Genomic DNA, 23,856 nt, shown 5'->3' on the forward strand with positions numbered 1-23,856 from the left:
TCACGGCGCGGGGCAGCCGCCCTCCAGCCCCGCCATGCCGGCCAGCTTCTGCAGGCGCGAGCGTTGCTCCAGGCAGGCCTGGTGCTGGGCCTCGGCCGCCTGGCGCTGGGCCAGCCGGGTGGCCTCCTCGCGTGCCGCCTGCAACTGCGCGACGCGTGCGCGGATCAGCGGCATGGCGGCCAGCGCCGCCTTCTCGCCCTCCAGGATGGCACTGGCGCGCTGGGTGAAGTCGGCCGCGCCGATGTCCAGCACCTGCGGGCGCACCACGACGTCGGCACGCGCCAGCTCGGCCTGACCCGCTTTCTGTCCCATGATGGCGATGGACTGGCCCAGCGTGCCCAGCATGCCGGCGGGCGCTTGACCGCGCGCCTTGTTGGAAATGTCCACCGCGACCACGAGGTCGGCGCCGAGCTGGCGCGCCGCGTCGACCGGCACGGGGCTGACCACGCCGCCGTCGACGTAGTGGAACTTGCCGATGGTGACGGGCTGGAACACGCCCGGCACGCTGCTGGAGGCCCGCACCGCCTGGCCCGTGTTGCCGCGCGAGAACACCGTGCGCTCGCCGTCCTCCAGGCGCGTGGCCACGGCCGCGAAAGGCTTGGCCAGCCGGTCCAGCGGCAGGCGGCGCACCTGCTCGTTCACGTAGTCCTCCAGCTTCTGGCCCAGCAGCAGACCGCCGGAGGACAGCTGCAGGTCGCGGATCTTCGCCTCGTCGAGCGCGACCGCCTTTTCCTGCAGCTCGAACGCGTTCATGCCGCTGGCGTACAGGGCGCCCACCACGCTGCCGGCGCTGGTGCCGGCCACGACGGCGGGCGCCAGGCCGTTGGCCTCGAGCATCTTGATGACACCGATGTGCGCGAAGCCCTTGGCGGCGCCGCCGCCGAGCGCGATGCCGATCCTGAGCGTGGGCTGCGCGGCAGACGGTTGCGCGGCCGGCGGGGCGGTGGTGCTGGCGGGCGGCGACGTGCCGCAGGCGGCCAGCGCGGCCGCCAGCAGCAGTGCGAGCGGGCGAGCGCAGGTCGTCAGGAACGAGGAAGTGCGCAGGGCGGTGGAGCGCATGCCGGAAATGGGTGTGGGGAGGTGGCGTCCGTCCGATGCGTTCAGGCGGTCGGTCCGCAAGAGGTGTGGTGCCCCGAACCGGGATCGAACCGGTACGCCCCCTCGCGGGTAAGCGGCGGATTTTAAGTCAAGGGCTATCACACCGTCGGACAACGATGCGCGACATAACGCATTGATTTCATTGGGGTTGGATGCGTCCGCGCGCTGCCGGTGCTGCTTCGTTGTGATAGGTTGCGGTGCCGGTTACGCACGCTTTACGCACGGCGCCGGTACACTCGCAGCGCGTCGCCGGGGTGGTGAAATGGTAGACACAGGGCACTTAAAATGCCCCGGCTTCGGCCGTGCGGGTTCGATTCCCGCCCCCGGCATTTGGCGTCGGTAGTCACAGCGGCTGTGCTGATGACCATATCGACTCGTAAGCCTGAATTTTCATCGCAGACAGTTCAGGGTCTGATCGTTCTATCGATGTGTGCGACTTCTGTGCCATGCCATTGAACGATTGGCCGGCAGACCATGCCTCGGTCGCGTCGATCAGTATTAGGCGGTCGTGCAAAACGGCTTGCGGCGCCACTCGAACTTCAAGAGGCCGACCAGCTCCGAACTGCTGCACCCAGTTTGTGGCCGCTGAACGAAGTGTGGCTTTCCGTGCCTCTCTATCGGCTCCCAGTATTCGGACGGTCACGCCAGCCGGCGCTGTCACAGCAAACTCAGTGATGATGTGGAAATCGGCGTAGGCATCCACCATCAGCACGTCGCGTTTTGTTCGCTCGAGCACCTTGGCAACGGCTGCAAACGCGTTGAGAGAATCACCTGCTTCAATGAAGGCCCCCTGCTGCTCAACCGGCGCCTTCAGTTCGGCGCGAGCAAGCACACGGGCGATCACGATTCTGATATTGCGCGCGTATGTATGCCGGGCATGTAGGCTATCCAAGAGCTTCACAGCTGCGCCAATTTCAATGGCATCACGTGCGTTGCCTGATACTTCAACTAGCGCAGTTGCCCGCGCGAGCCACTCATCCACTTCATGCGTGATGGGACCATTGTCGAGGTCTGGCATCGAAGCAACCAGCCTACGCATCTGGAGATAGAAAGTCTCAGGGTTCATGGCCCAAGCCTAGCATTCAGAAAATGAAAAGCCGCGCAAGGCGGCCTCGCAAAATTGGACAGGCTCGATGCCCGTCACCGCCGTACATCTGTGAACGCTACTTCACACCATGGCGGTGCTCTAGCTCCCGCGCCACTTCGTCCGTCAGCCTGCGCGCATCTTGCCCCGGCTGCTGCACGATGGTGATGCCGCCCACGTTGGCGGCGGCGGTGTTGTTCGTGATGGCCCCGCACATGGTCGCCTCGGTCGTAAAAACACCAGCGATGCAATTCCGTATTTTGAGATGGGAGGGCCGACAGTGACACGATGCCGGCGGTTGCTTGTGGCGGTGTGCCGGACAGATGCTGCATACTTGGCGCGGGCGCCTCCAACGCCCAGGCGGTCCGGAAAACCGCTGAAGGTGATAGCGCCGAAACGCGAAGTGGCAAGGTTGCTCGCTACCCGTGCGTTTGAGCCGAAGCCGGGTGCCCATCCTAGGCAAGCGCCAGGCCGCGTGCCTTCGGGCTATTGCAGTCATCCTCTCCATGATGCTGTGACCTGCGGAGCAGGCCGGGTGAAGCCGGCCTGCTCTCCGCTGATGTTGCCGCCAAGCTCAGCGTTGAACATCTTCTCCAGGTGATCGCAGACTAGTAGCCGGCGCGGCGCGTAAAGAGTCCATTGCTGAGTTGTTTCTACGAACTGCATCAGAGATTCGGCGTGAGGCAATTTCCGTCCAGCGGTGTTGTTTGAATCGGATACGGGTGACTACTCGGTGCCACTCTTCCTGCTCGAACCGCCCACCGACAGCCGAAATGACACTGGAAGGAACTGCATCAAGTGCATCAAGTCCAAAGTTGACGTAGCAGTACCGTCCATATTTGTACTCTGCAATTTCTGCAACACGTCGGCAGGCCTTCCCTATCTGATCTTTGTCAGCACTTGTGGCCACCATGTTTGTCAGAAATGCCTGAACAATGGCTATTGCCCACCTAGCTTGCATGGGGCCATTTCCCTCCCGCTTCGATGGGATCACTTCCAAATTTGCAAACCGACTTTCCAAGCACAGCAATGGATGCATGACCATGATGGTCGCTCCACCTGAAAGTTCGACTTTTACCGCCAACTTTCTTACATCCTCAGATGAGGGGCCGACAATTGCCCTCATGAAGTCCATCAATAAAATTCGATTCTGAGGACGCCGGATGAACGCAAGGGCCGAGCTAAGGGTCGGGTCGGCATCGTTCGCAAGCTGTAGTTCGACGGTATCTGGTCCGCCTAATCGGTCGCACAGCCACTTCGCGTCACGTTTGCCGCCAAGCCAGTCGGCGTCCTCGGTCAGCGGCTGGCCGTCTCCTGTAGGAGCGGCAACATCGAGAAGCACCCCCCAGACCTCTATGGCTTGCCCGCCTACCAATACTAGGCGAGCGGGGTCTTGGGTCAGCTTGGAGCTAACGAACTGGAAGTCTTCAGCGTTGAAAGCAGCAAGGCCGTACTTGCTGATGAGCGGCCTCAGCCGCATAGACTAGGATGACGCAACTACAGGCTAGGCCAGCAAATCGCCTTAGCTACGGCGTCGCGCGGCAAAAAGCCAAACGCCGCACGCGCGTCTTCCACTGGCTGCATCCTGCTCGAAGGCGAAGCGCGACGAGCGGCATGCTTCATCGCAACCAGCTTCGACTTGTCATGCCTGTGCGCAGGCAGCGAACTGGCGACGGGTCGGTCGAATAATTTGATGGACATGCCGGAAGCGGAGGTAGAACCCAATGGGTAAGGATTGTCGCTCACCTGATGACACTGGTCACCACTTCTTGCATAAAAACCCCAAAATAGTCGCTGGCCGTCCGGCACGCGCTACGAACGTCCGCTACAACGTTCCCAGGGGATGAGAAATCCCCCTGGGCTTGTGGGTGTTCTTCGTGGCACGGTAGGCGGGACAGGCTATGCTCGCAAATCATATCGCTCGCAACCGAGCATAGCCTGTCCCGCCTACCGTGCCACCATGTACGGTGTTTTTTCCAGGCTTACCACGGCGCGGAACGAGGCAGCTTCAAGCCGCTGGGCTCGCTGCAAGCTCACAGCGGTGTCCGCCAAGGCATTGGATATGCGTCGCACCTCATGCGCGGCTTGTACGGCATCGGGATGCAGCAGGTCTGAGCCACGCACACGGCTGCGGATGTCCAACAGCGTGCCGATGTGCTTTTCAAGGTCGGCGCGAAGCTCGGCGATGTGGTCAGTTTTCATACAGTCGAAAAGAACGGGGCGTTTTCGGCCTGCCCCGTCATGGCACTACCTGGTTGAATCGACGCCAAGCCGTCGCCACATTTGCCAAACAGCGGAAGTGGGCCGCCGTCCAGGGCCGTAGAGCCCCCTGGCCGGCTCTTCGAAAGTGACTAGCTTCTGACGATCACGGCCCGGCCGCGCTCTTGCATCGCGAGTGCGTCGATCAAGGGAACGCCCTCGACAACATCGCCAGCCTTGCGGCACTGGCCCAGCACCATCAGGCCGACGTTTTGCGCCACGGTTTCGGTGATTCGGATGGTGGCTTTTGCGGTCGGGTCAATCAGTTGTGCGGACATGGTTTCCTTTCGGTGGTTTGAAATTAGTTAAGGGGTTCGCGCAGGCCGCGCATCAGAGCAGTGGTTGCGACCTTGGACAGCGATACGCGGATGCCGCGCTGTTCCAGCGCGTGGCGGGCAGCTTCGATCTGCCGGCGCTGGTCGCTCGAAAGCACCAGGGTCAGCTTCTCCGCGCGCGGCTTGGTCTGTGTGATGTGCATGTCAGCCCCAGGGGTCGCGGTTTTGCCAATCGTTGACCCAGTTGGTCCGGCTGCGGCTCTGTGCCTTCCGGCGCGCGCGCAGCACCTGTCGCAGCAACCTGACGCCCACTTCGGTCTGGCTTGGCGTCAACGCAGGGAACGCGGCCTGCAGTTCCTTCGCGGGCTCGGCCGAGCCGTCGAACCAGGTGCGGCCTGCAACCGTGATGAGGACGCGCGGATCGTCCTCGGGGTCGCTGTGGCGCTCGGTGGCCCGGGCATGCTCGATGGCGCGTGCCGCGAAAGCCGGCAGGTCCGTATCGGCCTGGATGAGTTCTGCAACCTGCTCGGGCTCGGGCTGGACATCGCGCCGGAAGAATCGCCGGCTCAACTCGATCAGCACATTGGCGTTCACGATCAGGCCCCCAGCCAGAACGCGCCAGCGTCGGGGACCAGCGGCTGTGCGTTGACGTACACCACGATTTCGAGCGCCCCCTGAATGTTGGTGCGCTTGCTCACAACCCGAATCTCGTCCTCGACCGCCACGCCTGCGCGCGGGAATGCGCCGATGATGGTCTGCGTGATTTCGCTGGTCAGTTCGCCAACGATGCCACCAGCGCGCAGCATGCCATCGGCCTCGACTGCGGCGCCCGTGGCGCTGGTGCCAACCAGGGCGCGCAGTTGATCGAAGCCGACGTTCTTCGCGGCTGCCTTCGCGAGTGTGAAGGACGTGAGCGACGCAGCCGCCAGGGCTTTCAGCAGCACTTCGTCGGCGATGCGCGCAATGCCCAGCGCGATGGAGCGGGACAGTTCGAACGCCTGCAAGTCGGCATCACGCTCGCGGAAATCAGCGCGCGAAATCTTGAAGTGCAGCGCGTGCGAGGCCGCTTCGGGTAAATCGATATCCGTGCGAAAGATGCTTTCCGGCGTCAGCGGGGCATCCGCGCCATCAGCCACCACCGTGGCTTTCGGCGCGTCGATTACGGTGAAAACGTTTTTGTTCTTGGAGTAGCCGATGGCATCGCCCGCGCCGTTGCCACTGGTGTACGGCTGGCGCTCATCTGTCACCGGCACTAGCACTGCGCCAGCGCGGCATACGCGGCTGGCTGCCATGATCCGACCCCGCAGGGTGTCAATCTCACCGGCTGGGCGCATCGTGGCGGAGCGGTCGTACGCATGGCCGTTCACAGCCGCCGCCGCGCCGTCCGACATGCGCATGATGAGGATGTCAGCCGGCGCCATGGCAGTCGCCGGATTGGCCGCCTGATGGGGCGCGAAGCCCACGGCGCGGGTGGCGCGCTCCAGGCTGACAGCGAGAGGATGGCGCTGCGGCTGCAGGTCTCGGGCCAGGGCGTCGATGTTGTTGAAGGGCGAGGGCATGTAAGGGGCTCCGAAGTTCTGAACTGATGGAGCCAGTCTCCGCCTTTGATCCCTCGCGGTCCTCTTGAGGTTTGGCCACGCCGCTACCGCTTTCGATCCGCCGGATGTGCGGGTCGGGCCGGCTATCGGCCTGGCCAGCGCGTGTCATGATTGCCCACATCCTCACCTCTCAAATTCAACAGCATGAAAAGTCTGGCTATTGCCCTGGCCCTGCTCGCAGGAGCATCAAGCGCTTTCGCAAGCCCCGGCAAGTCGGGTTGCGAATGGCGAGGCAAGCTGGTTGAGGCAATCGCCAAAAGTCGAGATCTGGGGGCTCCTCGCGAGACCCTAGTCGCCGAGACGGTGAAGCAGTTGAAGGGCCGCGTCCCGGTTTCGAATGTGCGGACATGGGTTGACGTGGCATACGACCACCGCGACTTCACCCCAAGCCAGCTGCGGCAGGTCACCGAACTCAGCTGCCTTCGCGAGTAGCGCTCGGCCAACACCACCAGGCCAGACCAGCCCGGCGAAGGGATAGAAATCAGATGCAGGCGGTCATGGGGCGGCCCCTAGGTCATCGGCGCGTTGCTGGGTATCGTCGGCCAAGTCGGTTTCGCCTGCAAAGCGCAAGGCTGCCACGGCCAGCCTCAGTGCCTGAACACGCTTAGCGTCGGTGCGGTGGCGGCGCACGGCCATGCCAGCGTTGCCGAGCAGTACGCCAGCAGCGCAACGCGCCCAGGACACGGCGGTTTCCTCGGGCGTCAAGGGGGACAGGTCGCGTCGCGTCATGCCTCCACCTCGGCTTCGTCGGCGGCGTCCAGCTGCAGCGGCTGTTCTGCGGCGGACTGCAAGGCCAGAGTGATTTCCGCGCGCAGCTTCTGTTTAAACACACGCTCGTCCGTCTCGGCGACCAGTTGAAGCGCAGCCCGTTGCACGACGTTGAGCATGTTGATCCGGATGACGGCATTGCGGGCAGTGGTCACTCGCTGGAAATCATCAATGCTGGCCACCTGGCCGCGCGCCTTGGCCAGTTCCAGTTCGCGCATGTCAGCTTGCGCACGGACAGCGCGGGTTCGTTCTCGCTGTAGCTCCGACCCGCTGCCGGCCGCCAAGTCAATCAGCTGGCGCATCGACGGGCCAAGCGCCAGGCGACCGGGGGCGACGCGCTCCAGGTCGCCCGCCTCGATCAACTGTCTGATGCGGCGTGCGGACACACCAGCGAGGGCGGCCAGGGCCGATTCGGTCACGATCGTTTCATGGGTGATGGTGGTCATGTTGGAAGTCTGGAAGTCGAAAAAGTTGGGTTCGGACGGGTGCGATTACGAGGGTGCCTGCCCCCGCATGCCTCCACCCATCTCGGAAGGACCCATGGCCGCATAGGGGGGAGGGGCACGCCCGTGCCGCGTGCCACCAGCCCCATGGCGCCACGATCACGGCTAGGTCACGGCCAGGGGTGCGGGCCATGAGTGCATTGCCTCCACGGCCTTTTGTGCGGAGCGCGCGCAGCGGATGGAAGGGTTGGAAGGCGGCTTCCATTTGGGACGTATACACATGCGCGCGCATACGTGCCAAATGGGGAGTGACTTCCAACCCTTCCAAGGTCATCAGCGGGTGTCCCATACGATGCGTTTAAACACTTCGTCCTTCAGCTGGATTCCGCTGTAGCGGACGCCGTTGGACATGCGCTTTGTGACGCCACGGAGGGTTGTAACGCGACCGCCCCACGCGGTTTGGCTGGAGGGGTGTTCCCCGCGCGCCTTCTTCCAGGCAGTGAAGCTCGCGTACAGGTGGCTGGCCTTCGCTTCGCCGCTCATGTCGCAGCACTCAGCGGCCCATTGGCCCAGGTCGTCGTGGTCGCGCATGTAGTCCTGCGATGCGTCGCTGACGACCTGGGGAACCGCCAAGCCGCTGGCGTGCCATTTCTTCGCACCTTCCACAGCCCATGCCAGGATGGCGGGTGCTTCGGCCTTCAGTTTTTCCAGGATGTGCGGGTCACGGTTAGCCCCGCGAAAACTGGCGTTGAACGGGACCAGCAGCATGCGTCGCGCAATGGCGGGATCGCCGCCACGTAGTCGGGGCCTGAAGTTGCCGACGATGACGTGCTTCTGCGTCATGTCGAATTCAAAGAAGTCGCCCCGCATGAAACGCGCCGTCAGCGTTGCATCGCCGGTCAGTTCTTTGATGAGGGATTCATTGAAGAAACTGTTTTCGTCAAGCTCCGACGACACAGCCAGCCGCTTGCCGCGCAGCTGTGCAAGCTCGGTCGGATGCCGTTCGCCCTTGGACTGCATCAGCGCGCTGGCGGGCAATTTGATTGCGTAGGTTCCGGCCAGCCACTGAACAAAGTCAATGAACACCGATTTGCCATTTCCGCCGAGGCCGTACAGGAAGTGCACTACTTGTTCGCGGCGGTCGCCGGTCAGCCAGTAGCCGATGGACCGCTGCATGAATTCCACCAGGGCCGTATCGCCGCAGAACACCTGCGCCATGAAACGGTGCCAGGTAGGGCATGCCTCAGCGCCATCAGGCGCAACCCTGGTGGCCTGCGTGACGTACTCGATGCCGCGCGAGCGTTGCAGGCCGGTGCGAAGGTCCACCATGCCAGTGGGCGTGTTCAGCGCCAGGCGGTCGCTGTCCCACACACCTGGTGGCACCACCATGTGCGCGTCGCTCTGCGCCAAGATCAGCACGGCATTCACTGTTCGCGCCGAGGTCAGGGCTCGCGCGACGGCATCGTTCTTCATGGCCGCTTCCGCTGCAGCGATGCGGCACACACGGCGCGACACGTCGTAGCGCCGAAGGTCGTTATCCCGATCCCACGTCACGCCGTCGTCAACCATCCAGCCCATTCCGTGACTCCAGCGGAAATTCGCCGCCAGCTTCACGAAGTCGAGGGCCAGGGCGTCGTCGCTATGTTCTGGTGGCAGCAGCGGCGGCATCTGGTCCACGACCGCGACAGCGCCTGCAGTTGCTGGCGGACTAACGTCCACCACAACCGGCGTCGGCTTCTGCGGAGCCTTGATGGCCGGCTTCGGCCGGGCCTTCGGCTTGGGCACTGGCGTGGCCAGTTGATCGTCATCCAAGAATTCATCAATTGGAATCACGCTTACCCTCCACGGCCTGCGGGGCGTACCAGCCGATGGATTGGAGGGTGTCGGTCACCACGTCACGCGCATCGCCAGGCTGGCGGCGGAACATGTTCCAAACCACATCGCACGCGCCCTGCAGGCCGTGTGCCGAAAGTTTTCGTTGTACTTGGCGTAGCACTCCGTCAACGATCTGTGCGTGCCGCATGGCCTCCAGGCGCTGGAGTTCCGCGTCGTTCGCTTTCAGCCACCGATTGAAACTCGCGGGGGTCAGCAGTTTTGCTGGCTTGGTCATCGCGCACCCCCTGCATTGCGGCGGTTCGCTCGCTCCAGCGCGGACACGGTGTGTCGCATGCCTGTGTGAATCGAGCGCGTCAGGTCCAGCAGTTCGCCGCTGCGGTCTTGATACACCACGCTTACGCGGCCATAATCACCGGTAACGAAAGTGCTCTGCTGGTTGCGGAGATTTTCCAGAAGGCCGCCGGCTCCTACCCCGGTGGCCTTCGTCATTTGGGGCATCCTCATGCGACCGCCTGTTCTTGCGCCTTGGCCAGCCATTGCTGATACCGGGTGTCCGAAATAAGGAGCCGCTTGCCGATGCGCACACAGGCCGCGCCCAGCCCGTTTTCATCGCGGTTGCGCAGCTGATAGCGCAGCATGTGCTGCGACAGAATGCGCGGATAGCGTTCGGCGTAATCTGCGACGCTGTACAGGTCGTTGAGGTCGATGGTTTGGGTGGTCATCTAAGCCCTTTCGTTGTGTCGATGGGCTCGATTCTTCGGTTTCGTTGTCCTGCCGTCCTCTTGAGGTTTGTCCAGGCCATCGCAAACAAAAAAAACCCGGCTATTGGCCGGGTTGGTCGGATGTTTATACGGCCTAGGTGCCGCCCAGCGCTCGCTCTGCCAGCGAAACCGCGTCGTCCGTGTCAAGGTGCGTGTAGCGTCCAAGCATGGCCAGCGTCTTGTGACCCGTTACCGCCTGCACGCGCGCGATGTTCTTTTCCTTGCGCACCAGCTTGGTGGTGGCTGTGTGCCGCGTCGAATGCAGGACCACATGGTCCAGAACGTCTTCGCGGTCCTGCCAGAGCCCCGCGCGCTGGCGCACGGCGCGCCACAACGAATCGATGTTCTTCGGTTGGGTCGGCCGCTTCGGATCGAAGAACACGAATTCGCTGTTGAGGGCGCGCACCTTGCTGGCTTCCAGAAGGGCGGCCTTCACGTCGCTGACCAGGGGGAGGGCGCGCGCCTTGCCGTTTTTCGTCTTGGGCAGAATTGCTACAGAGCGGTCCAGGTCGATGCCGTCCCAGCGCAGCCCTAACACTTCGGACTTTCTCGCCGCAGTGGTTAAGCACAGGCGCAGGTACAGGCGCATGGGCGCCCATTTGCTGGCGTCGCACGCCGAGTACAGGGCTTCTTCTTCGGCCGGCGTCAGGATGCGGCGGCGGCCTTCGGACTCGGCCTCTTTGCTGACCGCGCCGCCCTTCATTGGGTGCACGTTGATGATGTCGCGTTGCATCGCGAAGTTGAACACGCTCGACAGCGTTGCAAGGTAGCGATTTACCGTCGCAGGTGTCACGGCCTTCCCCAAGTCCTTAACGCCGCCAAGCGTGGACTTCGTGGCCGGCTTGACCATCAGTTTCGCCTTGCACGTATTGATGGTGCCGCGATCAATCGCGCCGGTCTTCATGGCGCCAAGTTCGGCGCGCCAGAAATCGATGTGCGAAGGTAGCCAGAACTTTGTTCCCTTGGCTGGTGGCGCCAGGACGAAAGCGTCCAGCAGGTTGGCGAAGGTCGGTCCGGTAGCGCCCGCAATGGCCTTCAGGCCGCTGTCGTTTTCGTTCTCGCGCAGCCAGTCCTTCGCTTCGGTTTTTGTGCCAAAGACCTTGGACTTTGAAACCTCTTTGCCGTTGACGCTGCGGCGGATGTAAACGCGATAGGTCTTGACCGTCTTACCGCTGGCGGTGACCTTCAAGCGCTCGGTGATGCTGCCCATGTGTGTGCTCCAGTTCCGGATTTCCGCGAACTACGCACATTTACGCACGACAGCCCGGAAACCCGCGTGGAATCTTGCTCGCACACTGATTTTAAGTCCGCTGTGTCTGCCAGTTTCACCATCGGGGCAGCATGCCTGCCGATACGAAACAGCCCCTGGAGCGCTGGGCTGCAGGGGCTGCCGATCTTCATGAAATCATCACGAAGAATCTGGAGGCGCGACCCGGAGTCGAACCGGGCTAGACGGATTTGCAATCCGTTGCATAACCGCTTTGCTATCGCGCCAAAAGCCCATGATTCTATACCAAGTTTTTGGCGTTCTTGGCCGCGTGGTACGTCCCGGTGCCACGCACGAGCACGCGGTCGCTGGCCAGCACGGTGCCGGGCACGTGCTCGGCCTGGCCCTGGGTGCGCGCGTACAGCGGCGCGAAGTCGATGCGGGCCAGTTCCAGCAGCTGATCGAGGTCGTCGATCACGAAGTAGCTCTCCTGGAAATCGTCGATGCGGTAGCGCGTGCGCATCACGCGCTCGAGGTCGAAGGCGATGCGGTTGGGCGAGGGATCGTCGAGCGCGAACACGGTTTCCGTGTACGAGGAGGCGATGCCCGCGCCATAGATGCGCAGCCCGTCGGCCTGCTGCACGAGGCCGAATTCCACCGTGTACCAGTAGACCCGCGCCAGCTTGTCCAGCACGCCCAGCTGCTGCGCGCGCAGGCCGCCCACGCCGTAGGCCTGGATGTAGTCGGCGATCGCCGGGTTCATGAGCATGGGCACATGGCCGAACACGTCGTGGAACACGTCGGGCTCTTCCAGGTAGTCCAGCTCGTGCGCCTGGCGGATGAAGTGGCCAGCTGGAAAGCGCCGGTTCGCGAGGTGCTCGAAGAACACCTCGTCTGGCACCAGGCCCGGCACGGCCACGACCTGCCAGCCGGTGCGGGCGTGCAGGATCTCGGAGAGGCGTTCGAAGTCGGGAATCTGCTCGGGGCCGATGGGCAGATCGCGCATGCCCTGCACGAAGGCATCGCAGGCGCGGCCCGGCAGCAGCCGGCTCTGGCGTTCGAACAGCGTCTTCCAGACGGCATGCTCCGCGGCCGTGTACTGCGACCAGCCCTGGTCGATCGTCCAGTCCGCGCGTGCAGGCCGGCCGGTGTCGCCGGCGGCCAGCCCGTGCCTGGCCTTGGTCTCTTGCTGTGCTTGCATGTGCTCTCCCGGTCGGCCGATGCGGCTTGTCCAGGCCATTGCACTGCGCCACGCGCCACCGCGCAAGAGGACGGCCACCCTAACGCGCGCACAACGCCGATATCCTGCGCGCGACAGCGCGGGCAGCGCAATGACGCAAGAATCCTGCGACGCCCACGCTATCCTTCGCAGCCATGCCCACCCTCTACCACTGCGTGAGCGCACGCTCGTTCCGTCCGCTGTGGACGCTGGAAGAACTGCAGGTGCCCTACGCGCTCAAGATGCTCCCGTTTCCGCCGCGCGCGCTGCAGCGCAGCTACCTGGACATCAACGTGCTGGGCACCGTGCCCTTCCTCGAGGATGGCGACCAGACCATGACCGAGTCGGCCGCCATGTGCCAGTACCTCGCGGAAACGCAGGACCCGGACAACCGCCTGGGCCTGTGGGTGGGGCGCGGCGAGCGCGACCACGCCCACTACCTGAACTGGCTGCACCACGGCGAGGCCACGCTGACCTTCCCGCAGACGCTGGTGCTGCGCTACGGCCGTTTCGAGCCGCCCGAGCGGCGCCAGCCCCAGGTGGCGGAGGACTACGGCCGCTGGTTCCTGGCGCGGCTGCGCGCGATCGCGGCGCGGCTGGAGCACCAGTCCTTCCTGGCGGCCGACCGCTTCACGGCGGCCGACGTCTCGGTCGGCTACGCGCTGATGCTGGGCGAACTCGTCGGGCTGTCGGGCCAGTACCCGGCCAGCGTGCGGGCCTACTGGGAGCGGCTGCGCCAGCGGCCCGGCCACCTGCGGGCGCTGGCGGCCCAAGAGCAGGCCGCGCAGGCGCAGGGCGTGGCCGTGGCGCCTGCCACGGTCTGAGAGGGTGTTTCCGAAATGAATAGGCCCACGGCCGCACCCTTCGGGCCGGGGCGCCCTGCGGCCATGGGCTGCGTCGCGCCACTTGTCCGGGCTCCAGCACGGCCTGCGTGTCGCGCCTTGCCCATGGCCGCAGGGCACCCCGGCGTGGGCCTATTCATTTCGGAAACACCCTCTCAGGCTTCCTCGCTGCGCACGAACGACGCCAGCCCCTGGACCATGCGCGCGNCGCCACTTGTCCGGGCTCCAGCACGGCCTGCGTGTCGCGCCTTGCCCATGGCCGCAGGGCACCCCGGCGTGGGCCTATTCATTTCGGAAACACCCTCTGAAGCTCAGCGGCCCGCCGGCGCGTCGAGCGCGAAGGCCGGTGGCTGGCGCCCATCGACATCGGTGAAGCCGTAGCGCTGCGCGAGCTCGGCCACCAGCAGCACCTGGCCGCTCCAGTCCAGCACCTGCGGGTCAGCCGCCAGCGCGGCCACCGCCCGGCCCAGATAGCGCGGCGATTCGGTCCGCGCGAGTTCCGAGCGTTCGTGCCAATGGTCTTCGTCCGTGCGGTGGCCCTGCAGCACGAACTCGGTGCGCATCCAGCCTGGCGACAGCGCGAGCGACGCCACGCCATGCGGCCGCAACTCCTCGGCCATGCCGAAGGCCAGGCGCGTCATGGCGGCTTTGGCCAGGTCGTAGTACAGGTTGCCGCGCAGGTAGTGGCCGCGGTCGTGGAAGGTGGTGGTGACGATCAGCCCGCGGCCCTGCGCCACCATGGCCGGCGCCGCCTGGCGGCTGGCCAGCAGGTGGTGCCGCACACCGTGCTGCAGCATGCTGTCCCAGTGCGCGAGCGGGTGCTGCCAGAACGGCGCATCGAACACGCCGTCGAAGCTCTGGTGCCCACCCCAGGCGTTGTTGACCAAGAGGTCGATGCGGCCGTGTTCACGCAGCACGCGCTCGAACAAGGCCTCAACCTGGGCTTCGTCGCCATGGTCGCAGGCGATGGCGATGCCGCGGCCACCCGCGGCGGTGACGGCCTCGGCCGTGCTGTCGATGTCGCCGGGCAGCTGGCTCTGGCCCGACAGCGCGAGGATCCCGTCGTAGCCCGCGGCAGGCCGCTCACGCGTGCTGCGGCCGGTCACGACCACGGTGGCGCCCGCGGCGCCGAGTTCCAGGGCGATGCCGAGGCCCGCGCCGCGGCTGGCGCCGGTCACGACGGCGATGCAGTCGGCCAGTGGTTGGGGGTGTTCGGACATGGCAGGGCTCCAGGGCGCAGGTCGGTCATGCCATGGTCCCACAGGCGGCCGGCACGTGCAGGCGCGCCAGCCAATGCCGGGCGGCACGGTCGAGTTGCGTGGTCGGGCCGCTGCTGAGCAGGCTCAGCTCGCCGAGCCGTGTGCGCCGCGCCAGCCCCCCGGGGCCGAGCCGGCGCACGGTCTGCCGGGCCACGGCCTCGCCGGTGGCCACCAGCCGCACCCAGGGACCGAGCAGCGACTGCAGCAGCGGGGCGATCAGCACGTAGTGGGTGCAGCCCAGCACCAGCGTGTCGATCTCGCCGGGGCCGGTGCCGAAGGGCCCCATCTGCGCGAGGTAGTGCGCGGCCAGCGGCTGCACCGCATCGGGTCCATCGTCACGGTGCACCGAGGCGTCGATGGCCGCGGCCAGGCCGTCGCAGGGCTGGACCACGCAGTCCACGTCGCCGGCCACGGCCGCCTGCAGCGCCGCGAAGCGCGCACTGGCCAAGGTGCCGCGCGTGGCGATCACGCCGATGCGGCGCGTGTGGCTGGCCGCCACGGCGGGCTTCAAGGCCGGCTCCACGCCGACGATGGGCAGGGCAGGCCATTCGGCGCGCACGGCCTCGGCGGCTGCGGCCGTGGCCGTGTTGCAGGCGATCACGAGCGCCTTGACGCCGCGCGCCTGCAGCGCCGCCGTGATGGCCTGCGTGCGCTGCTGCACGAAGCCGGCATCGCGCTCGCCGTACGGCGCGAAGCCGCTGTCGTCGGCGTAAATGAAGTCCTCGTGCGGCAACGCCGCATGCAGTGCGCGCAGCACCGACAGGCCGCCGGTGCCGCTGTCGAACACGCCGATGGGTCTGGGGTCGCCCGCCGGCATGGCCTGCAGCATCAGGCGCTGGCCAGTTCGATGCCCTTGAACTCGCCGCTGGCGATGCGCTTGGACCACTCGGCCGGGCCCGTGATGTGCGCGCTGGTGCCGCCGGCGTCCACGGCCACGGTGACCGGCATGTCGACCACGTCGAACTCGTAGATGGCCTCCATGCCCAGGTCGGCGAAGCCCACCACCTTGGCGGTCTTGATGGCCTTGCTGACCAGGTAAGCGGCGCCGCCCACGGCCATCAGGTAGGCGCTCTGGTGCTTCTTGATGGCCTCGATGGCCACCGGGCCGCGCTCGGACTTGCCGATCATGGAGATCAGTCCGGTCTCGGCCAGCATCATCTCGGTGAAGCCGTCCATGCGCGTGGCGGTGGTCGGGCCGGCGGGGCCCACGGCCTCGTCGCGCACCGGGTCGACCGGGCCGACGTAGTAGATGACGCGGTTGGTGAAGTCCACCGGCAGCTTCTCGCCCTTGGCCAGCATGTCCTTGATGCGCTTGTGGGCCGCATCGCGGCCGGTCAGCATCTTGCCGTTCAGCAGCAGCGTGTCGCCGGGCTTCCAGCTGGCGACCTCGGCCTTGGTCAGCGTGTTGAGGTCGACCTTCTTGCTCTTGTTGTAGTCGGGCGCCCAGGCCACGTCGGGCCACAGGTCCAGCGAGGGCGGATCCAGGTAGACCGCGCCCGAGCCGTCCAGCACGAAGTGCGCATGCCGCGTGGCCGCGCAGTTGGGGATCATGGCCACGGGCTTGCTGGCCGCGTGCGTGGGGTACATCTTGATCTTGACGTCCAGCACGGTGGTGAGGCCGCCCAGGCCCTGGGCGCCGATGCCCAGCGCGTTGACCTTCTCGTACAGCTCGATGCGCAGCGCCTCGACCTTGCTGAGCTCGGCGCCCGAGGCCTTCTTGGCCTGCAGCTCGTACATGTCCAGGTCGTCCATCAGCGACTCCTTGGCCATCAGCACCGATTTTTCGGCCGTGCCGCCGATGCCGATGCCCAGCATGCCGGGCGGACACCAGCCCGCGCCCATGGTCGGCACGGTCTTGAGCACCCAGTCGACGATGGAGTCGCCCGGGTTCAGCATGGCCATCTTGCTCTTGTTCTCGCTGCCGCCGCCCTTGGCCGCGACCGTCACGTCCACGGTGTTGCCGGGCACGATCTCGGTGAAGATCACGGCCGGCGTGTTGTCCTTGGTGTTCTTGCGGTCGAAGTGCGGGTCGGCCACCACGCTGGCGCGCAGCGTGTTGTCGGGGTGGTTGTAGCCGCGGCGCACGCCTTCGTTGATGGCGTCGTCCAGGCTGCCCGTGAAGCCTTCCCAGCGCACGTCCATGCCGACCTTGAGGAACACGTTGACGATGCCGGTGTCCTGGCAGATGGGGCGCTGGCCGGTGGCGCTCATCTTGCTGTTGGTCAGGATCTGGGCGATGGCGTCCTTGGCGGCGGGGCTCTGCTCGCGCGCGTAGGCGCGCGCCAGGTGGGCGATGTAGTCGGTCGGGTGGTAGTAGCTGATGTACTGCAGCGCGGCGGCGATCGATTCGATCAGGTCTGCCTGCTTGATGGTCGTGGTCATGTCGTGGGGGATCGTTGTAGGAGGCGGGCGGAATTATCCCAAACGGTGCCTCCCGGGCCCGGCGCGGGGTCGAATGCCGGGCCGCGCCCGGCGTGCCGTGCGCAGCTGTGCGCGGTAAGATGAGAATTGCTCTTGTTTGCTAAGGCCTCCCATCATGACCACCCGTACCGAACGCGACACCTTTGGCCCCATCGAGGTGCCCGCCGACAAGCTCTGGGGCGCGCAGACCCAGCGCTCGCTGCAGAATTTCGACATCTCGGGCGAGCGCCAGCCGCGCGAGATCATCCGTGCGCTGGCCCAGGTCAAGCGGGCCTCGGCCACGGTGAACCATGCGCTGGGCCTGCTCGACGCGAAGAAAAAGGACGCCATCGTCGCCGCCGCGCAGGAGGTCATCGAGGGCAGGCACCCGGACGAATTCCCGCTGGTGGTCTGGCAGACCGGCTCTGGCACGCAGACCAACATGAACCTCAACGAGGTCATCGCCAACCGGGCCAGCGAGCTGCTGGGCGGCGAGCGCGGCGAGGGCCGGCTGGTGCACCCCAACGACGACGTGAACAAGAGCCAGTCGTCCAACGACGTGTTCCCCACGGCCTCGCACGTGGCCGCCGTCGATGCACTGACCCGCAAGCTGCTGCCCGCCATCGACCTGCTCAAGGCCACGCTGGACGCCAAGGCCAAGGCCTTCGACCACATCGTCAAGATCGGCCGCACCCATCTGCAGGACGCCACGCCGCTCACGCTGGGCCAGGAGATCTCGGGCTGGGTCGCGCAGCTGGAGCACGGCAAGAAGCACGTGCAGGCCGCGCTGCCGCACCTGTACGAACTGGCGCTGGGCGGCACGGCCGTGGGCACGGGCCTGAACGCGCCCAAGGGCTATGCCGAAGGCGTGGCCCAGGAGCTGGCCGCCATCACCGGTCTGCCGTTCGTCACGGCGCCCAACAAGTTCGAATCGCTGGCCTCGCAGGATGCGCTGGTGCACGCGCACGGCGCGCTCAAGACCCTGGCCGCCAGCATGAACAAGATCGCCAACGACGTGCGCTGGCTGGCCAGCGGCCCGCGCAGCGGCATCGGCGAATTGAGCATCCCCGAGAACGAGCCCGGCTCGTCCATCATGCCGGGCAAGGTCAACCCCACGCAGAGCGAGGCCGTGACCATGCTCGCCGCCCAGGTGTTCGGCAACGACGTGGCCATCAACATCGGCGGCGCCTCGGGCAACTTCGAGCTCAACGTGTTCCGCCCGGTGGTGGCCCACAACTTCCTGCAGAGCGTGCGCCTCTTGGCCGACGGCATGGTCAGCTTCAACAACAACTGCGCGGTCGGCATCGAGCCCAACCTGGACCGCATCGCCCACCTGGTCGAGCAGTCGCTGATGCTGGTCACCGCGCTGAACCCGCACATCGGCTACGACAAGGCCGCCTACATCGCCAAGAAGGGCCACAAGGAAGGCCTGAGCCTGCGCGAGGCCGCCATCGCCTCGGGCCATGTCACGGGCGAGCAGTTCGACCAGTGGGTGGTGGCCGCGAACATGGTCGGCCGCTGAGCGGCCCGCCCGCTCAAGGCATGTCCGCCATGCGCTGCAGCAGGTAGACCAGGGCCAGCCGCTCTGCGGGATTGAAATCGCCGAAGGTGCGCTCGGTGACGCGCTGGGCGAAGGGCACGGTGGCCGCCACGAGTTCGGCACCCGCATCCGTCAACGCCAGTTCGCGCTTGCGTCCATCGCGCTGGTGCGCCGACACGGTCAGCAGGCCGCGCGCGGCCAGCCGCTCGACCACGCCGCGCACCGTGGCTTGGTCGATGGCCGTGCGCTTGACAAGATCGTTGAGCGAGCAGCCTGCGATGTCCCGCACCGCACACAGCGTCACGAACTGTGCCGCCGTCAACTGCGAGTCCGGGATCTCCGCCTGGAACAGCGCGACATGCCGCTGGTAGGCCCGCCGCAGCAGGTGGCCCACCTGCTCGGTGACGGCATAGTCGTTGGGCGGTTCGCGCGGCGGGGCAGGGGGCGTGCGTGGCATGCGGGGAAATGCGGGCAATGCGCCGGTGCAGCGCGCACCGCGCGCTACTGGCAGCTGAAGTTGGCGGCGTCTTCGATGCTACCGGAGCCCTTGTAGATCGCCTCCTTGGGATAGGCACACAAGGGGCGGGTGCGGCCAGGCCAGGCGACACCGGCCGCGGCCCGCGCCGTGGACACCATCGCGTCGGGCGCCGTGCCCTTTTCCACCCAGTCCACCAGCGCGCCCACGGCGTCGAACTGGTCGGTGCCGTAGGCGCCGCCGGAGCAATGCCCCATGCCGGGCACGAAGAAGGCACGCGCGAAGCCGGCCGCCTGGTCGGCGCCGTAGCGTGCCTGCACCTTCTTGTAGTAGCTCTCGACGTCGTGGATGGAGAACGCCAGGTCGGCCGCGCCGTTGAAGACGATGAGCTTGCCACCGCGGGCCCGGAAGCGGTCCATGTCCGGCGACTCGGCGTTGGTGAAGTCGTTGCCCGAGCGCGTGAAGCTGGGGTTGGTGGCACTGAGCTTGGCGAATTCCGCGTCCACGCTGGCGCCCAGCCCGTAGCCCAGCAGGTCGGCCGTGATCGTCGGTGGCGTGGTGTAGATGTGCGAGGCCTCGCCCGCGAAGATGGTGTAGAACGGATTGGCCGACTGCGCCGCCATGCCGGGGTCGAAGGGCCATGGCGCATAGACCTGCTCGCCCGCGGTGGTCCTGGCACCGTCGAACAGCTTCTTCACATAGTCGGCCTTCGGTGCCGACAGGCAGTTGCCGCTCTCGCCCGGCTGGCAGGCCCAGGCCAGCGGATCGGGCTTGCAGGCGCTCATGCGGCTGACCATGCCGTCCGCGGCGCCGTCCAGCGCATCGCAGGCGTCCAGGATGCGCTGGCGCACCACGGCCTGGTCGTCGGCCGTGAGCGGCTTGGTGATGTCCGGCCGGCCGTCGGTGCCGGTGGGGGCAATGGCCGCTGCGATCTGCGCCTGGTAGACCGAGCCCTGGATCGACGCCTGCGTGAGGCGGAACCCTGGCGCCGCGGCCACGATGCCGTCGAACAGGTCGGGGTAGCGCTGGGCCGCGATCATGGCCTGGCGGCCGCCGTTGGAGCAGCCGACGAAGTACGAACGCACCGGCACGATGCCGTAGAACTTGCGGATCAGCGCCTTGGCCGCCGCCGTCACCTGGGGCAACTGCTGGTCGCCGTATTCGTACCGTGCCTGCGGATCGGCGCCGAACAGGAAGGCGCCGTTGGCCACGCCCGCCTCGGCGCGGTGGCCCGAGTCGGTCGTGACCACGGCATAGCCGTCCAGCAGCGCGTTGCGCGTGTTGCCGCCGCCGGTGTAGGCGCCCAGGGCGCGGAACAGGGTGCCGTCGACGCCCGATCCACCCTGGTAGTAGAAGCGCTTGTTCCAGGTGAAGGGCAGGCTCATCTCGAAGCCGAGCGCATAGGGCTTGCCGTCGATGCCGGTGCGCTGGTTCATCGCGCCGCGCAGCAGGCAGTGCTGCGGCACCGCGGTCGCGCTGGCCGCGCCGTCGGACGCCGCCGTGAACGTGGACTCGCTCACCGCGCCGCCCGCGACGGCCGTGCCGTTGAGCGCGGCGCAGGCCACCTGGAACTGCTCCAGCGTCATCGCGGTCGGTTCGGGGTCGCCGTCGCTGCCCCCGCAGCCCGACAGGGCAAGGGTCAACAGAACGGCACCGGCAGGCATCGTGGCATTGCACAGGCTTCGCATGGCTTACTCCAGGGTGAAGGGGCAGGGCGCGCAGCACGGGAGCGGCAAGGGCGCACGACTTCCAGTGCATACGCTGAACTGCTATAGCAAGCTCTGCGCCATCGCACAAGGAAATTTCATCGGAAGAAGGTCCGATGCAGGGCAGAAATTAGAGCGCCTACACCCTATTCATGCTGGTGCAACACGCACTGGTGCGCACCGGCATGGCGCGCACCATGCATACGCGGGAGCTTGCTGGCAAATGCGAATCGATTGCATTTGAGGTTATGCTGTCGACTGGCAGTGCTGCCGCCGTGGCGCACCTGGTGATGACCCCCCTTCCCAAGGAAATGTCTTGATGTCTCGCATGCGAATCCGTCCCGCCACTGGTCCTGTCTGCCGGCGCGCCTGGCGCCTGGGCGCCACCCTGGCCGCCGCGCTGGCGCTGGTGGCCTGCCAGAGCGGCCCGTCCCTGCACGCCGCCAGCACCGGCGCGGCGGCCATCGGCGCGGCACCCGTGCTGCGCCAGGACGCCTTCCAGGGCATCTACGAAGTCGCCGTGGCGCCCGCCACCGGCACCGTGTTCGTGGCCGCCACGCCCTCGTTCGACGCCGCTTCGCCCGGCTACGTGCACCGCCTGGACGCGCGCACGCTGCAGCCACTGCAGACCGTGCAGCTGCCGCGCCGCGCCTTCGCGCTGGGCCTGAACAGCGTGACCAACACCTTGTACGTGGGCAACACGCTGGACGGCTCGCTGACCGTGGTGGATGCCGCAAGCGGCGCTGTCCGAGGCCAGATCCAGCTCGGCGTGGCCGAGAAGAAGGCCGACGGCAAGGAAAGCATGCCGCACACGCGCAAGGTGATCGTGGACGAGAAGCACAACCGCGTCTTCGTCACCAGCCCTGGCCAGCCCGGCGTCGTCTGGATCGTCGACGGCGCCAAGGGCCAGCTCACGCACACCATCCGCAGCGAAGGCATCTGGACCGCCGGTGCCGTCTACGACGCGGCCGCGAACCGCCTGTACGTGAGCCAGGGCGGCGTGCACGAGATCCTGGCCATCGACCCCGATGCGGGCCAGGTCGTCGGCCGCTTCTCCACGGGTGATTCCAAGGGCAACACGGCGCAGGACTCCAGGCACTTCTTCCTGAACCTGGCGCTGGATGCGCAGGGCCAGCGCCTGTTCAACACCGACTCCAACACCGGCCAGCTCTACGTGTGGGACATCGCCAGCGGCAAGCTGCTCAAGACCGTTGCACTGGGCACGGGCGCGCTGGACGTGGCCTACAACCCGCAGCGCAACGAGATCTATGCCACCAACCGCGGCGTCTCGCGCGAGAAGCCGGAGGGCACGGGCGCGCTGACCGTGATCGATGGCGCCAGCTACGCCGTCAAGCGCAGCATCGACCTGCCGGTGCACCCGAACAGCCTGGCCGTCACGCCGGACGGCGACACGCTGTACGTCTCGGTCAAGGCCCCGCGCGAAAAGCATCCGGCCTTCCGCAAGGACGGCCGCGAGAGCCTGGTGCGGATCGATCTGCGCTGAGGGGCGCGGGTCACGCTGCCTCAACGGCCTCGCTGTAGCGGTTGATGCCGGCCCAGCACGCAGGGCTTGCGCGCCACGGCCGGCTCCGCCAGATCGACGCCGCGCCCGAGCAACTGTTCCAACGCGGCCTTGGCGCCGGAGAACGTGTGCAGCCCGGGCTGCGCGCCGGGCGCAAACTCGACCAGGAAGTCCACGTCACGGTGCACCAGGTCGAAGTCGCTTGCGCGCGCTGCGCAAAGGTACAGGCCGCGCTGCGCGAGCGGTTCTGACGCTGGGAGCCGGGGGCGCCGCGCCGGCCCCGCGCTTCAGGCCGCCGCCGCGGCCAGCGGCGCACCCGCGACGGATGCCGTGCTGCCGTACGCCGTGGCCACCGTGCCGGCCACCATGTCCGCCGTCACGGCCGACAGCGTCCAGCCCAGGTGCCCGTGGCCGGTGTTGTAGAACACGTTGGCCGAGCGCCCGCGCCCCACGCGCGGCAGCATGTTGGGCAGCATGGGCCGCAGCCCGGCCCAGGGCGTCACACGGCGCGTGTCCACGCCGGGGAAGCAGTCGCGCACCCAGTCGACCAGCGGGCGGATGCGGTCGGCGCGGATGTCGCGGTTCTCGCCGTTGAATTCGGCCGTGCCGGCCACGCGGAAGCGGTCCGGGCCCAGGCGGCTGGTGACCAGCTTGGTCGCGTCGTCCAGCAGGCTCACGTGGGGCGCAGCAGCGCGGCTGGCTTCGTCGTCCAGGTGCACGGTGATGGAGTAGCCCTTGACCGGGTAGATGTTCACGCGGTCGCCCAGCGCGGCGGCGAACTGGCGGCTGGCCACGCCCGCGCAGACCACCACGCCGTCGTGCTGGCGCCGGTGGCGCTGGCCGTCGGGGGCGGTGGCGGTGATGGTCACGCCGCCGGCATCGCTCTGCACCGACTCGACCTGCTGCTCGTACAGGCACTGCACGCCGCGCCGTGCGGCGGCCTGCGCCAGCCCCACGGTGAAGCGGTGGATGTCGCCCGTGCTGTCGCTCTCGGTATACCAGCCGCCGTAGTAGTTGCCCGCCAGCGTGGGCTCGATGGCGCGCATCTCGCCCGGCGTCACGGCGCGGCGCTCCAGCCCGCCCTGGGCCAGCAGCGTGGACACACGCCCTGCGTGGTCGAAGCCGGCCTGGTCGCGGTAGATGTGCAGGATGCCCTCGCGCTTGTGGTCGAAGGCGATGCCCTCGTCCTCGGCCCAGCCGAACAGATGCTCGCGCGCGGCGATGGCCAGCCGCGCGGTCTCGATGGTGTTGCGTTCGTAGTGCGGCATCGCGGCGATGAACTCGGCGAACCACGACAGCTTGTGCCAGCTCGGCTTGGGCGAGACCAGCAGCGGCGCATCGGCGCGCAGCATCCACTTCAGGCCCTTGAGCATGGTGGCCGGCAGGTTCCAGACCTCGGCGTTGGAGGCCGACAGCTGGCCGCCGTTGGCGAACGAGGTTTCCATGGCGGCGTATCGGTGGCGCTCGTACAGCGTCACGGCAAAGCCGCGGCGGGCGAGGGCGTAGGCCGTGGTGACACCGGTGATGCCGCCGCCGACCACGGCGATGTGGGATTGCTTCATGT

The 23,856-nt window shown here is 66.5% G+C and carries 29 protein-coding genes and 2 tRNA genes; 6 read left to right on the forward strand and 25 right to left on the reverse strand.

Going from position 1 to position 23,856, the window contains the following annotated elements; translation table 11 throughout:
* A complete protein-coding gene (locus tag ASF45_RS15650) occupies positions 1–1,059 on the reverse strand; it encodes a patatin-like phospholipase family protein (RefSeq protein WP_056664204.1) in 1,059 nt (352 codons plus the stop codon).
* 287 nt (positions 1,060–1,346) lie between these two features.
* On the opposite strand from ASF45_RS15650, the gene ASF45_RS15655 reads away from it, so the two are divergent.
* Positions 1,347–1,427 (forward strand) — tRNA-Leu (locus ASF45_RS15655).
* Between the two features lie 14 nt (positions 1,428–1,441).
* Here the strand turns inward: ASF45_RS15655 and ASF45_RS35325 are convergent.
* The 8 genes from ASF45_RS35325 to ASF45_RS15675 form a co-directional block, all read right to left on the reverse strand.
* Positions 1,442–2,164 (reverse strand): phosphatidylserine/phosphatidylglycerophosphate/cardiolipin synthase family protein, encoded by a 723-nt coding sequence (locus tag ASF45_RS35325; protein ID WP_156473025.1) that lies wholly within the window; start codon positions 2,162–2,164, stop codon positions 1,442–1,444.
* Positions 2,165–2,261: 97 nt separating this feature from the next.
* The gene (locus tag ASF45_RS35330) at positions 2,262–2,399 is read right to left on the reverse strand and encodes a hypothetical protein (protein ID WP_156473026.1); all 138 of its coding nucleotides are present in this window, start codon (positions 2,397–2,399) and stop codon (positions 2,262–2,264) included.
* A 357-nt stretch (positions 2,400–2,756) separates the two neighbouring features.
* Positions 2,757–3,662, reverse strand: coding sequence for a hypothetical protein (locus ASF45_RS35335; RefSeq protein WP_156473027.1), 906 nt, complete (start codon positions 3,660–3,662; stop codon positions 2,757–2,759).
* A gap of 467 nt (positions 3,663–4,129) precedes the next feature.
* Positions 4,130–4,384 (reverse strand): hypothetical protein, encoded by a 255-nt coding sequence (locus tag ASF45_RS15660; RefSeq protein ID WP_056664207.1) that lies wholly within the window; start codon positions 4,382–4,384, stop codon positions 4,130–4,132.
* Positions 4,385–4,533: 149 nt separating this feature from the next.
* The gene (locus tag ASF45_RS15665; protein ID WP_056664209.1) at positions 4,534–4,719 is read right to left on the reverse strand and encodes a hypothetical protein; all 186 of its coding nucleotides are present in this window, start codon (positions 4,717–4,719) and stop codon (positions 4,534–4,536) included.
* A gap of 23 nt (positions 4,720–4,742) precedes the next feature.
* The gene (locus tag ASF45_RS35340; RefSeq protein WP_156473028.1) at positions 4,743–4,919 is read right to left on the reverse strand and encodes a hypothetical protein; all 177 of its coding nucleotides are present in this window, start codon (positions 4,917–4,919) and stop codon (positions 4,743–4,745) included.
* Between the two features lies 1 nt (position 4,920).
* A complete protein-coding gene (locus tag ASF45_RS15670; protein WP_056664213.1) occupies positions 4,921–5,310 on the reverse strand; it encodes a hypothetical protein in 390 nt (129 codons plus the stop codon).
* A gap of 2 nt (positions 5,311–5,312) precedes the next feature.
* Entirely contained in the window at positions 5,313–6,275 is a 963-nt protein-coding gene (locus tag ASF45_RS15675; protein ID WP_056664217.1) for a hypothetical protein, read from the reverse strand.
* Between the two features lie 183 nt (positions 6,276–6,458).
* Here ASF45_RS15675 and ASF45_RS35345 point away from each other — a divergent pair, with 183 nt between their 5' ends.
* Complete coding sequence (locus ASF45_RS35345; protein ID WP_156473029.1) at positions 6,459–6,746, forward strand: hypothetical protein; 288 nt, start codon at positions 6,459–6,461, stop codon at positions 6,744–6,746.
* 63 nt (positions 6,747–6,809) lie between these two features.
* Here ASF45_RS35345 and ASF45_RS35350 read toward each other — a convergent pair whose 3' ends face one another.
* The 9 genes from ASF45_RS35350 to phhA form a co-directional block, all read right to left on the reverse strand.
* A complete protein-coding gene (locus tag ASF45_RS35350) occupies positions 6,810–7,043 on the reverse strand; it encodes a hypothetical protein (protein ID WP_156473030.1) in 234 nt (77 codons plus the stop codon).
* Positions 7,040–7,528, reverse strand: a complete 489-nt coding sequence (locus ASF45_RS15680; RefSeq protein ID WP_056664221.1) for a hypothetical protein — start codon at positions 7,526–7,528, stop codon at positions 7,040–7,042. Before ASF45_RS15680 ends, ASF45_RS35350 begins: the two co-directional genes overlap by 4 nt.
* A 330-nt stretch (positions 7,529–7,858) precedes the next feature.
* Positions 7,859–9,358, reverse strand: coding sequence for a phage/plasmid primase, P4 family (locus tag ASF45_RS15685; protein WP_156473031.1), 1,500 nt, complete (start codon positions 9,356–9,358; stop codon positions 7,859–7,861).
* Positions 9,345–9,635 carry a hypothetical protein gene (locus ASF45_RS35355; protein WP_156473032.1) on the reverse strand — a complete coding sequence of 97 codons (291 nt, stop codon included), beginning with the start codon at positions 9,633–9,635 and terminating at the stop codon, positions 9,345–9,347. Before ASF45_RS35355 ends, ASF45_RS15685 begins: the two co-directional genes overlap by 14 nt.
* Positions 9,632–9,850 carry a hypothetical protein gene (locus ASF45_RS35360; protein ID WP_156473033.1) on the reverse strand — a complete coding sequence of 73 codons (219 nt, stop codon included), beginning with the start codon at positions 9,848–9,850 and terminating at the stop codon, positions 9,632–9,634. The genes ASF45_RS35355 and ASF45_RS35360 overlap by 4 nt, the downstream gene beginning before the upstream one ends.
* Before the next feature lie 11 nt (positions 9,851–9,861).
* Complete coding sequence (locus ASF45_RS15690; protein ID WP_056664229.1) at positions 9,862–10,083, reverse strand: hypothetical protein; 222 nt, start codon at positions 10,081–10,083, stop codon at positions 9,862–9,864.
* 133 nt (positions 10,084–10,216) lie between these two features.
* The gene (locus ASF45_RS15695; protein WP_082551045.1) at positions 10,217–11,332 is read right to left on the reverse strand and encodes a site-specific integrase; all 1,116 of its coding nucleotides are present in this window, start codon (positions 11,330–11,332) and stop codon (positions 10,217–10,219) included.
* Between the two features lie 210 nt (positions 11,333–11,542).
* Positions 11,543–11,616 (reverse strand) — tRNA-Cys (locus ASF45_RS15700).
* A 14-nt stretch (positions 11,617–11,630) separates the two neighbouring features.
* Entirely contained in the window at positions 11,631–12,530 is a 900-nt protein-coding gene (phhA, locus tag ASF45_RS15705; RefSeq protein WP_056664232.1) for a phenylalanine 4-monooxygenase, read from the reverse strand.
* Between the two features lie 173 nt (positions 12,531–12,703).
* Here phhA and ASF45_RS15710 point away from each other — a divergent pair, with 173 nt between their 5' ends.
* The gene (locus tag ASF45_RS15710; RefSeq protein WP_056664235.1) at positions 12,704–13,372 is read left to right on the forward strand and encodes a glutathione S-transferase family protein; all 669 of its coding nucleotides are present in this window, start codon (positions 12,704–12,706) and stop codon (positions 13,370–13,372) included.
* A gap of 329 nt (positions 13,373–13,701) precedes the next feature.
* Here ASF45_RS15710 and ASF45_RS15715 read toward each other — a convergent pair whose 3' ends face one another.
* From ASF45_RS15715 to ASF45_RS15725, 3 genes are read right to left on the reverse strand one after another with little or no spacing between them, the layout of a single operon-like run.
* Positions 13,702–14,610 carry an SDR family oxidoreductase gene (locus ASF45_RS15715; protein ID WP_056664239.1) on the reverse strand — a complete coding sequence of 303 codons (909 nt, stop codon included), beginning with the start codon at positions 14,608–14,610 and terminating at the stop codon, positions 13,702–13,704.
* Between the two features lie 25 nt (positions 14,611–14,635).
* Positions 14,636–15,478 (reverse strand): glutamate racemase, encoded by an 843-nt coding sequence (murI, locus tag ASF45_RS15720; RefSeq protein ID WP_235580930.1) that lies wholly within the window; start codon positions 15,476–15,478, stop codon positions 14,636–14,638.
* Positions 15,478–17,031 carry a fumarate hydratase gene (locus ASF45_RS15725; protein ID WP_056664242.1) on the reverse strand — a complete coding sequence of 518 codons (1,554 nt, stop codon included), beginning with the start codon at positions 17,029–17,031 and terminating at the stop codon, positions 15,478–15,480. Before ASF45_RS15725 ends, murI begins: the two co-directional genes overlap by 1 nt.
* Positions 17,032–17,185: 154 nt before the next feature.
* Here ASF45_RS15725 and fumC point away from each other — a divergent pair, with 154 nt between their 5' ends.
* Entirely contained in the window at positions 17,186–18,571 is a 1,386-nt protein-coding gene (gene fumC, locus ASF45_RS15730) for a class II fumarate hydratase (protein WP_056664245.1), read from the forward strand.
* 13 nt (positions 18,572–18,584) lie between these two features.
* Here the strand turns inward: fumC and ASF45_RS15735 are convergent, their stop codons facing one another.
* Positions 18,585–19,046 carry a MarR family winged helix-turn-helix transcriptional regulator gene (locus ASF45_RS15735; RefSeq protein ID WP_056664250.1) on the reverse strand — a complete coding sequence of 154 codons (462 nt, stop codon included), beginning with the start codon at positions 19,044–19,046 and terminating at the stop codon, positions 18,585–18,587.
* 44 nt (positions 19,047–19,090) lie between these two features.
* Complete coding sequence (locus ASF45_RS15740) at positions 19,091–20,707, reverse strand: tannase/feruloyl esterase family alpha/beta hydrolase (RefSeq protein WP_162244009.1); 1,617 nt, start codon at positions 20,705–20,707, stop codon at positions 19,091–19,093.
* A gap of 215 nt (positions 20,708–20,922) precedes the next feature.
* Between ASF45_RS15740 and ASF45_RS35365 the strand changes: the two genes are divergently transcribed.
* Together ASF45_RS35365 and ASF45_RS15745 are read left to right on the forward strand one after the other, a co-directional pair.
* Positions 20,923–21,090, forward strand: coding sequence for a hypothetical protein (locus ASF45_RS35365; protein WP_156473034.1), 168 nt, complete (start codon positions 20,923–20,925; stop codon positions 21,088–21,090).
* Positions 21,090–22,274: a YncE family protein gene (locus ASF45_RS15745; RefSeq protein WP_235580931.1), complete on the forward strand. Its 1,185-nt coding sequence runs from the start codon at positions 21,090–21,092 to the stop codon at positions 22,272–22,274. Before ASF45_RS35365 ends, ASF45_RS15745 begins: the two co-directional genes overlap by 1 nt.
* A 20-nt stretch (positions 22,275–22,294) precedes the next feature.
* Here the strand turns inward: ASF45_RS15745 and ASF45_RS15750 are convergent, their stop codons facing one another.
* Together ASF45_RS15750 and ASF45_RS15755 are read right to left on the reverse strand one after the other, a co-directional pair.
* Positions 22,295–22,480, reverse strand: a complete 186-nt coding sequence (locus ASF45_RS15750; protein ID WP_056664260.1) for a hypothetical protein — start codon at positions 22,478–22,480, stop codon at positions 22,295–22,297.
* Positions 22,481–22,579: 99 nt separating this feature from the next.
* Positions 22,580–23,854 (reverse strand): D-amino acid dehydrogenase, encoded by a 1,275-nt coding sequence (locus ASF45_RS15755; RefSeq protein ID WP_056664264.1) that lies wholly within the window; start codon positions 23,852–23,854, stop codon positions 22,580–22,582.
* Between the last annotated feature and the right edge of the window lie 2 nt (positions 23,855–23,856).

The organism is Pseudorhodoferax sp. Leaf265, from assembly GCF_001422365.1.
In the GTDB taxonomy this organism is placed as follows: domain Bacteria; phylum Pseudomonadota; class Gammaproteobacteria; order Burkholderiales; family Burkholderiaceae_C; genus Pseudorhodoferax.

Bases quoted from the DNA above. Each gene is read 5' to 3' on its own strand.
- ASF45_RS15690 (WP_056664229.1), bottom strand. From the start codon at position 10,083: ATGACCACCCAAACCATCGACCTCAACGACCTGTACAGCGTCGCAGAT.
- ASF45_RS35365 (WP_156473034.1), top strand. From the start codon at position 20,923: ATGCTGGTGCAACACGCACTGGTGCGCACCGGCATGGCGCGCACCATG.
- ASF45_RS35330 (WP_156473026.1), bottom strand. From the start codon at position 2,399: ATGTGCGGGGCCATCACGAACAACACCGCCGCCGCCAACGTGGGCGGC.
- ASF45_RS15665 (WP_056664209.1), bottom strand. From the start codon at position 4,719: ATGTCCGCACAACTGATTGACCCGACCGCAAAAGCCACCATCCGAATC.
- ASF45_RS35335 (WP_156473027.1), bottom strand. From the start codon at position 3,662: ATGCGGCTGAGGCCGCTCATCAGCAAGTACGGCCTTGCTGCTTTCAAC.
- ASF45_RS35325 (WP_156473025.1), bottom strand. From the start codon at position 2,164: ATGAACCCTGAGACTTTCTATCTCCAGATGCGTAGGCTGGTTGCTTCG.
- ASF45_RS35350 (WP_156473030.1), bottom strand. From the start codon at position 7,043: ATGACGCGACGCGACCTGTCCCCCTTGACGCCCGAGGAAACCGCCGTG.
- ASF45_RS15755 (WP_056664264.1), bottom strand. From the start codon at position 23,854: ATGAAGCAATCCCACATCGCCGTGGTCGGCGGCGGCATCACCGGTGTC.
- ASF45_RS35355 (WP_156473032.1), bottom strand. From the start codon at position 9,635: ATGACCAAGCCAGCAAAACTGCTGACCCCCGCGAGTTTCAATCGGTGG.
- phhA (WP_056664232.1), bottom strand. From the start codon at position 12,530: ATGCAAGCACAGCAAGAGACCAAGGCCAGGCACGGGCTGGCCGCCGGC.
- ASF45_RS35360 (WP_156473033.1), bottom strand. From the start codon at position 9,850: ATGACGAAGGCCACCGGGGTAGGAGCCGGCGGCCTTCTGGAAAATCTC.
- murI (WP_235580930.1), bottom strand. From the start codon at position 15,478: ATGCTGCAGGCCATGCCGGCGGGCGACCCCAGACCCATCGGCGTGTTC.
- ASF45_RS35340 (WP_156473028.1), bottom strand. From the start codon at position 4,919: ATGCACATCACACAGACCAAGCCGCGCGCGGAGAAGCTGACCCTGGTG.
- ASF45_RS15660 (WP_056664207.1), bottom strand. From the start codon at position 4,384: ATGAAAACTGACCACATCGCCGAGCTTCGCGCCGACCTTGAAAAGCAC.
- ASF45_RS15695 (WP_082551045.1), bottom strand. From the start codon at position 11,332: ATGGGCAGCATCACCGAGCGCTTGAAGGTCACCGCCAGCGGTAAGACG.
- ASF45_RS15710 (WP_056664235.1), top strand. From the start codon at position 12,704: ATGCCCACCCTCTACCACTGCGTGAGCGCACGCTCGTTCCGTCCGCTG.
- ASF45_RS15715 (WP_056664239.1), bottom strand. From the start codon at position 14,610: ATGTCCGAACACCCCCAACCACTGGCCGACTGCATCGCCGTCGTGACC.
- ASF45_RS15745 (WP_235580931.1), top strand. From the start codon at position 21,090: ATGTCTCGCATGCGAATCCGTCCCGCCACTGGTCCTGTCTGCCGGCGC.
- ASF45_RS15675 (WP_056664217.1), bottom strand. From the start codon at position 6,275: ATGCCCTCGCCCTTCAACAACATCGACGCCCTGGCCCGAGACCTGCAG.
- ASF45_RS35345 (WP_156473029.1), top strand. From the start codon at position 6,459: ATGAAAAGTCTGGCTATTGCCCTGGCCCTGCTCGCAGGAGCATCAAGC.
- ASF45_RS15725 (WP_056664242.1), bottom strand. From the start codon at position 17,031: ATGACCACGACCATCAAGCAGGCAGACCTGATCGAATCGATCGCCGCC.
- ASF45_RS15650 (WP_056664204.1), bottom strand. From the start codon at position 1,059: ATGCGCTCCACCGCCCTGCGCACTTCCTCGTTCCTGACGACCTGCGCT.
- ASF45_RS15735 (WP_056664250.1), bottom strand. From the start codon at position 19,046: ATGCCACGCACGCCCCCTGCCCCGCCGCGCGAACCGCCCAACGACTAT.
- ASF45_RS15680 (WP_056664221.1), bottom strand. From the start codon at position 7,528: ATGACCACCATCACCCATGAAACGATCGTGACCGAATCGGCCCTGGCC.
- fumC (WP_056664245.1), top strand. From the start codon at position 17,186: ATGACCACCCGTACCGAACGCGACACCTTTGGCCCCATCGAGGTGCCC.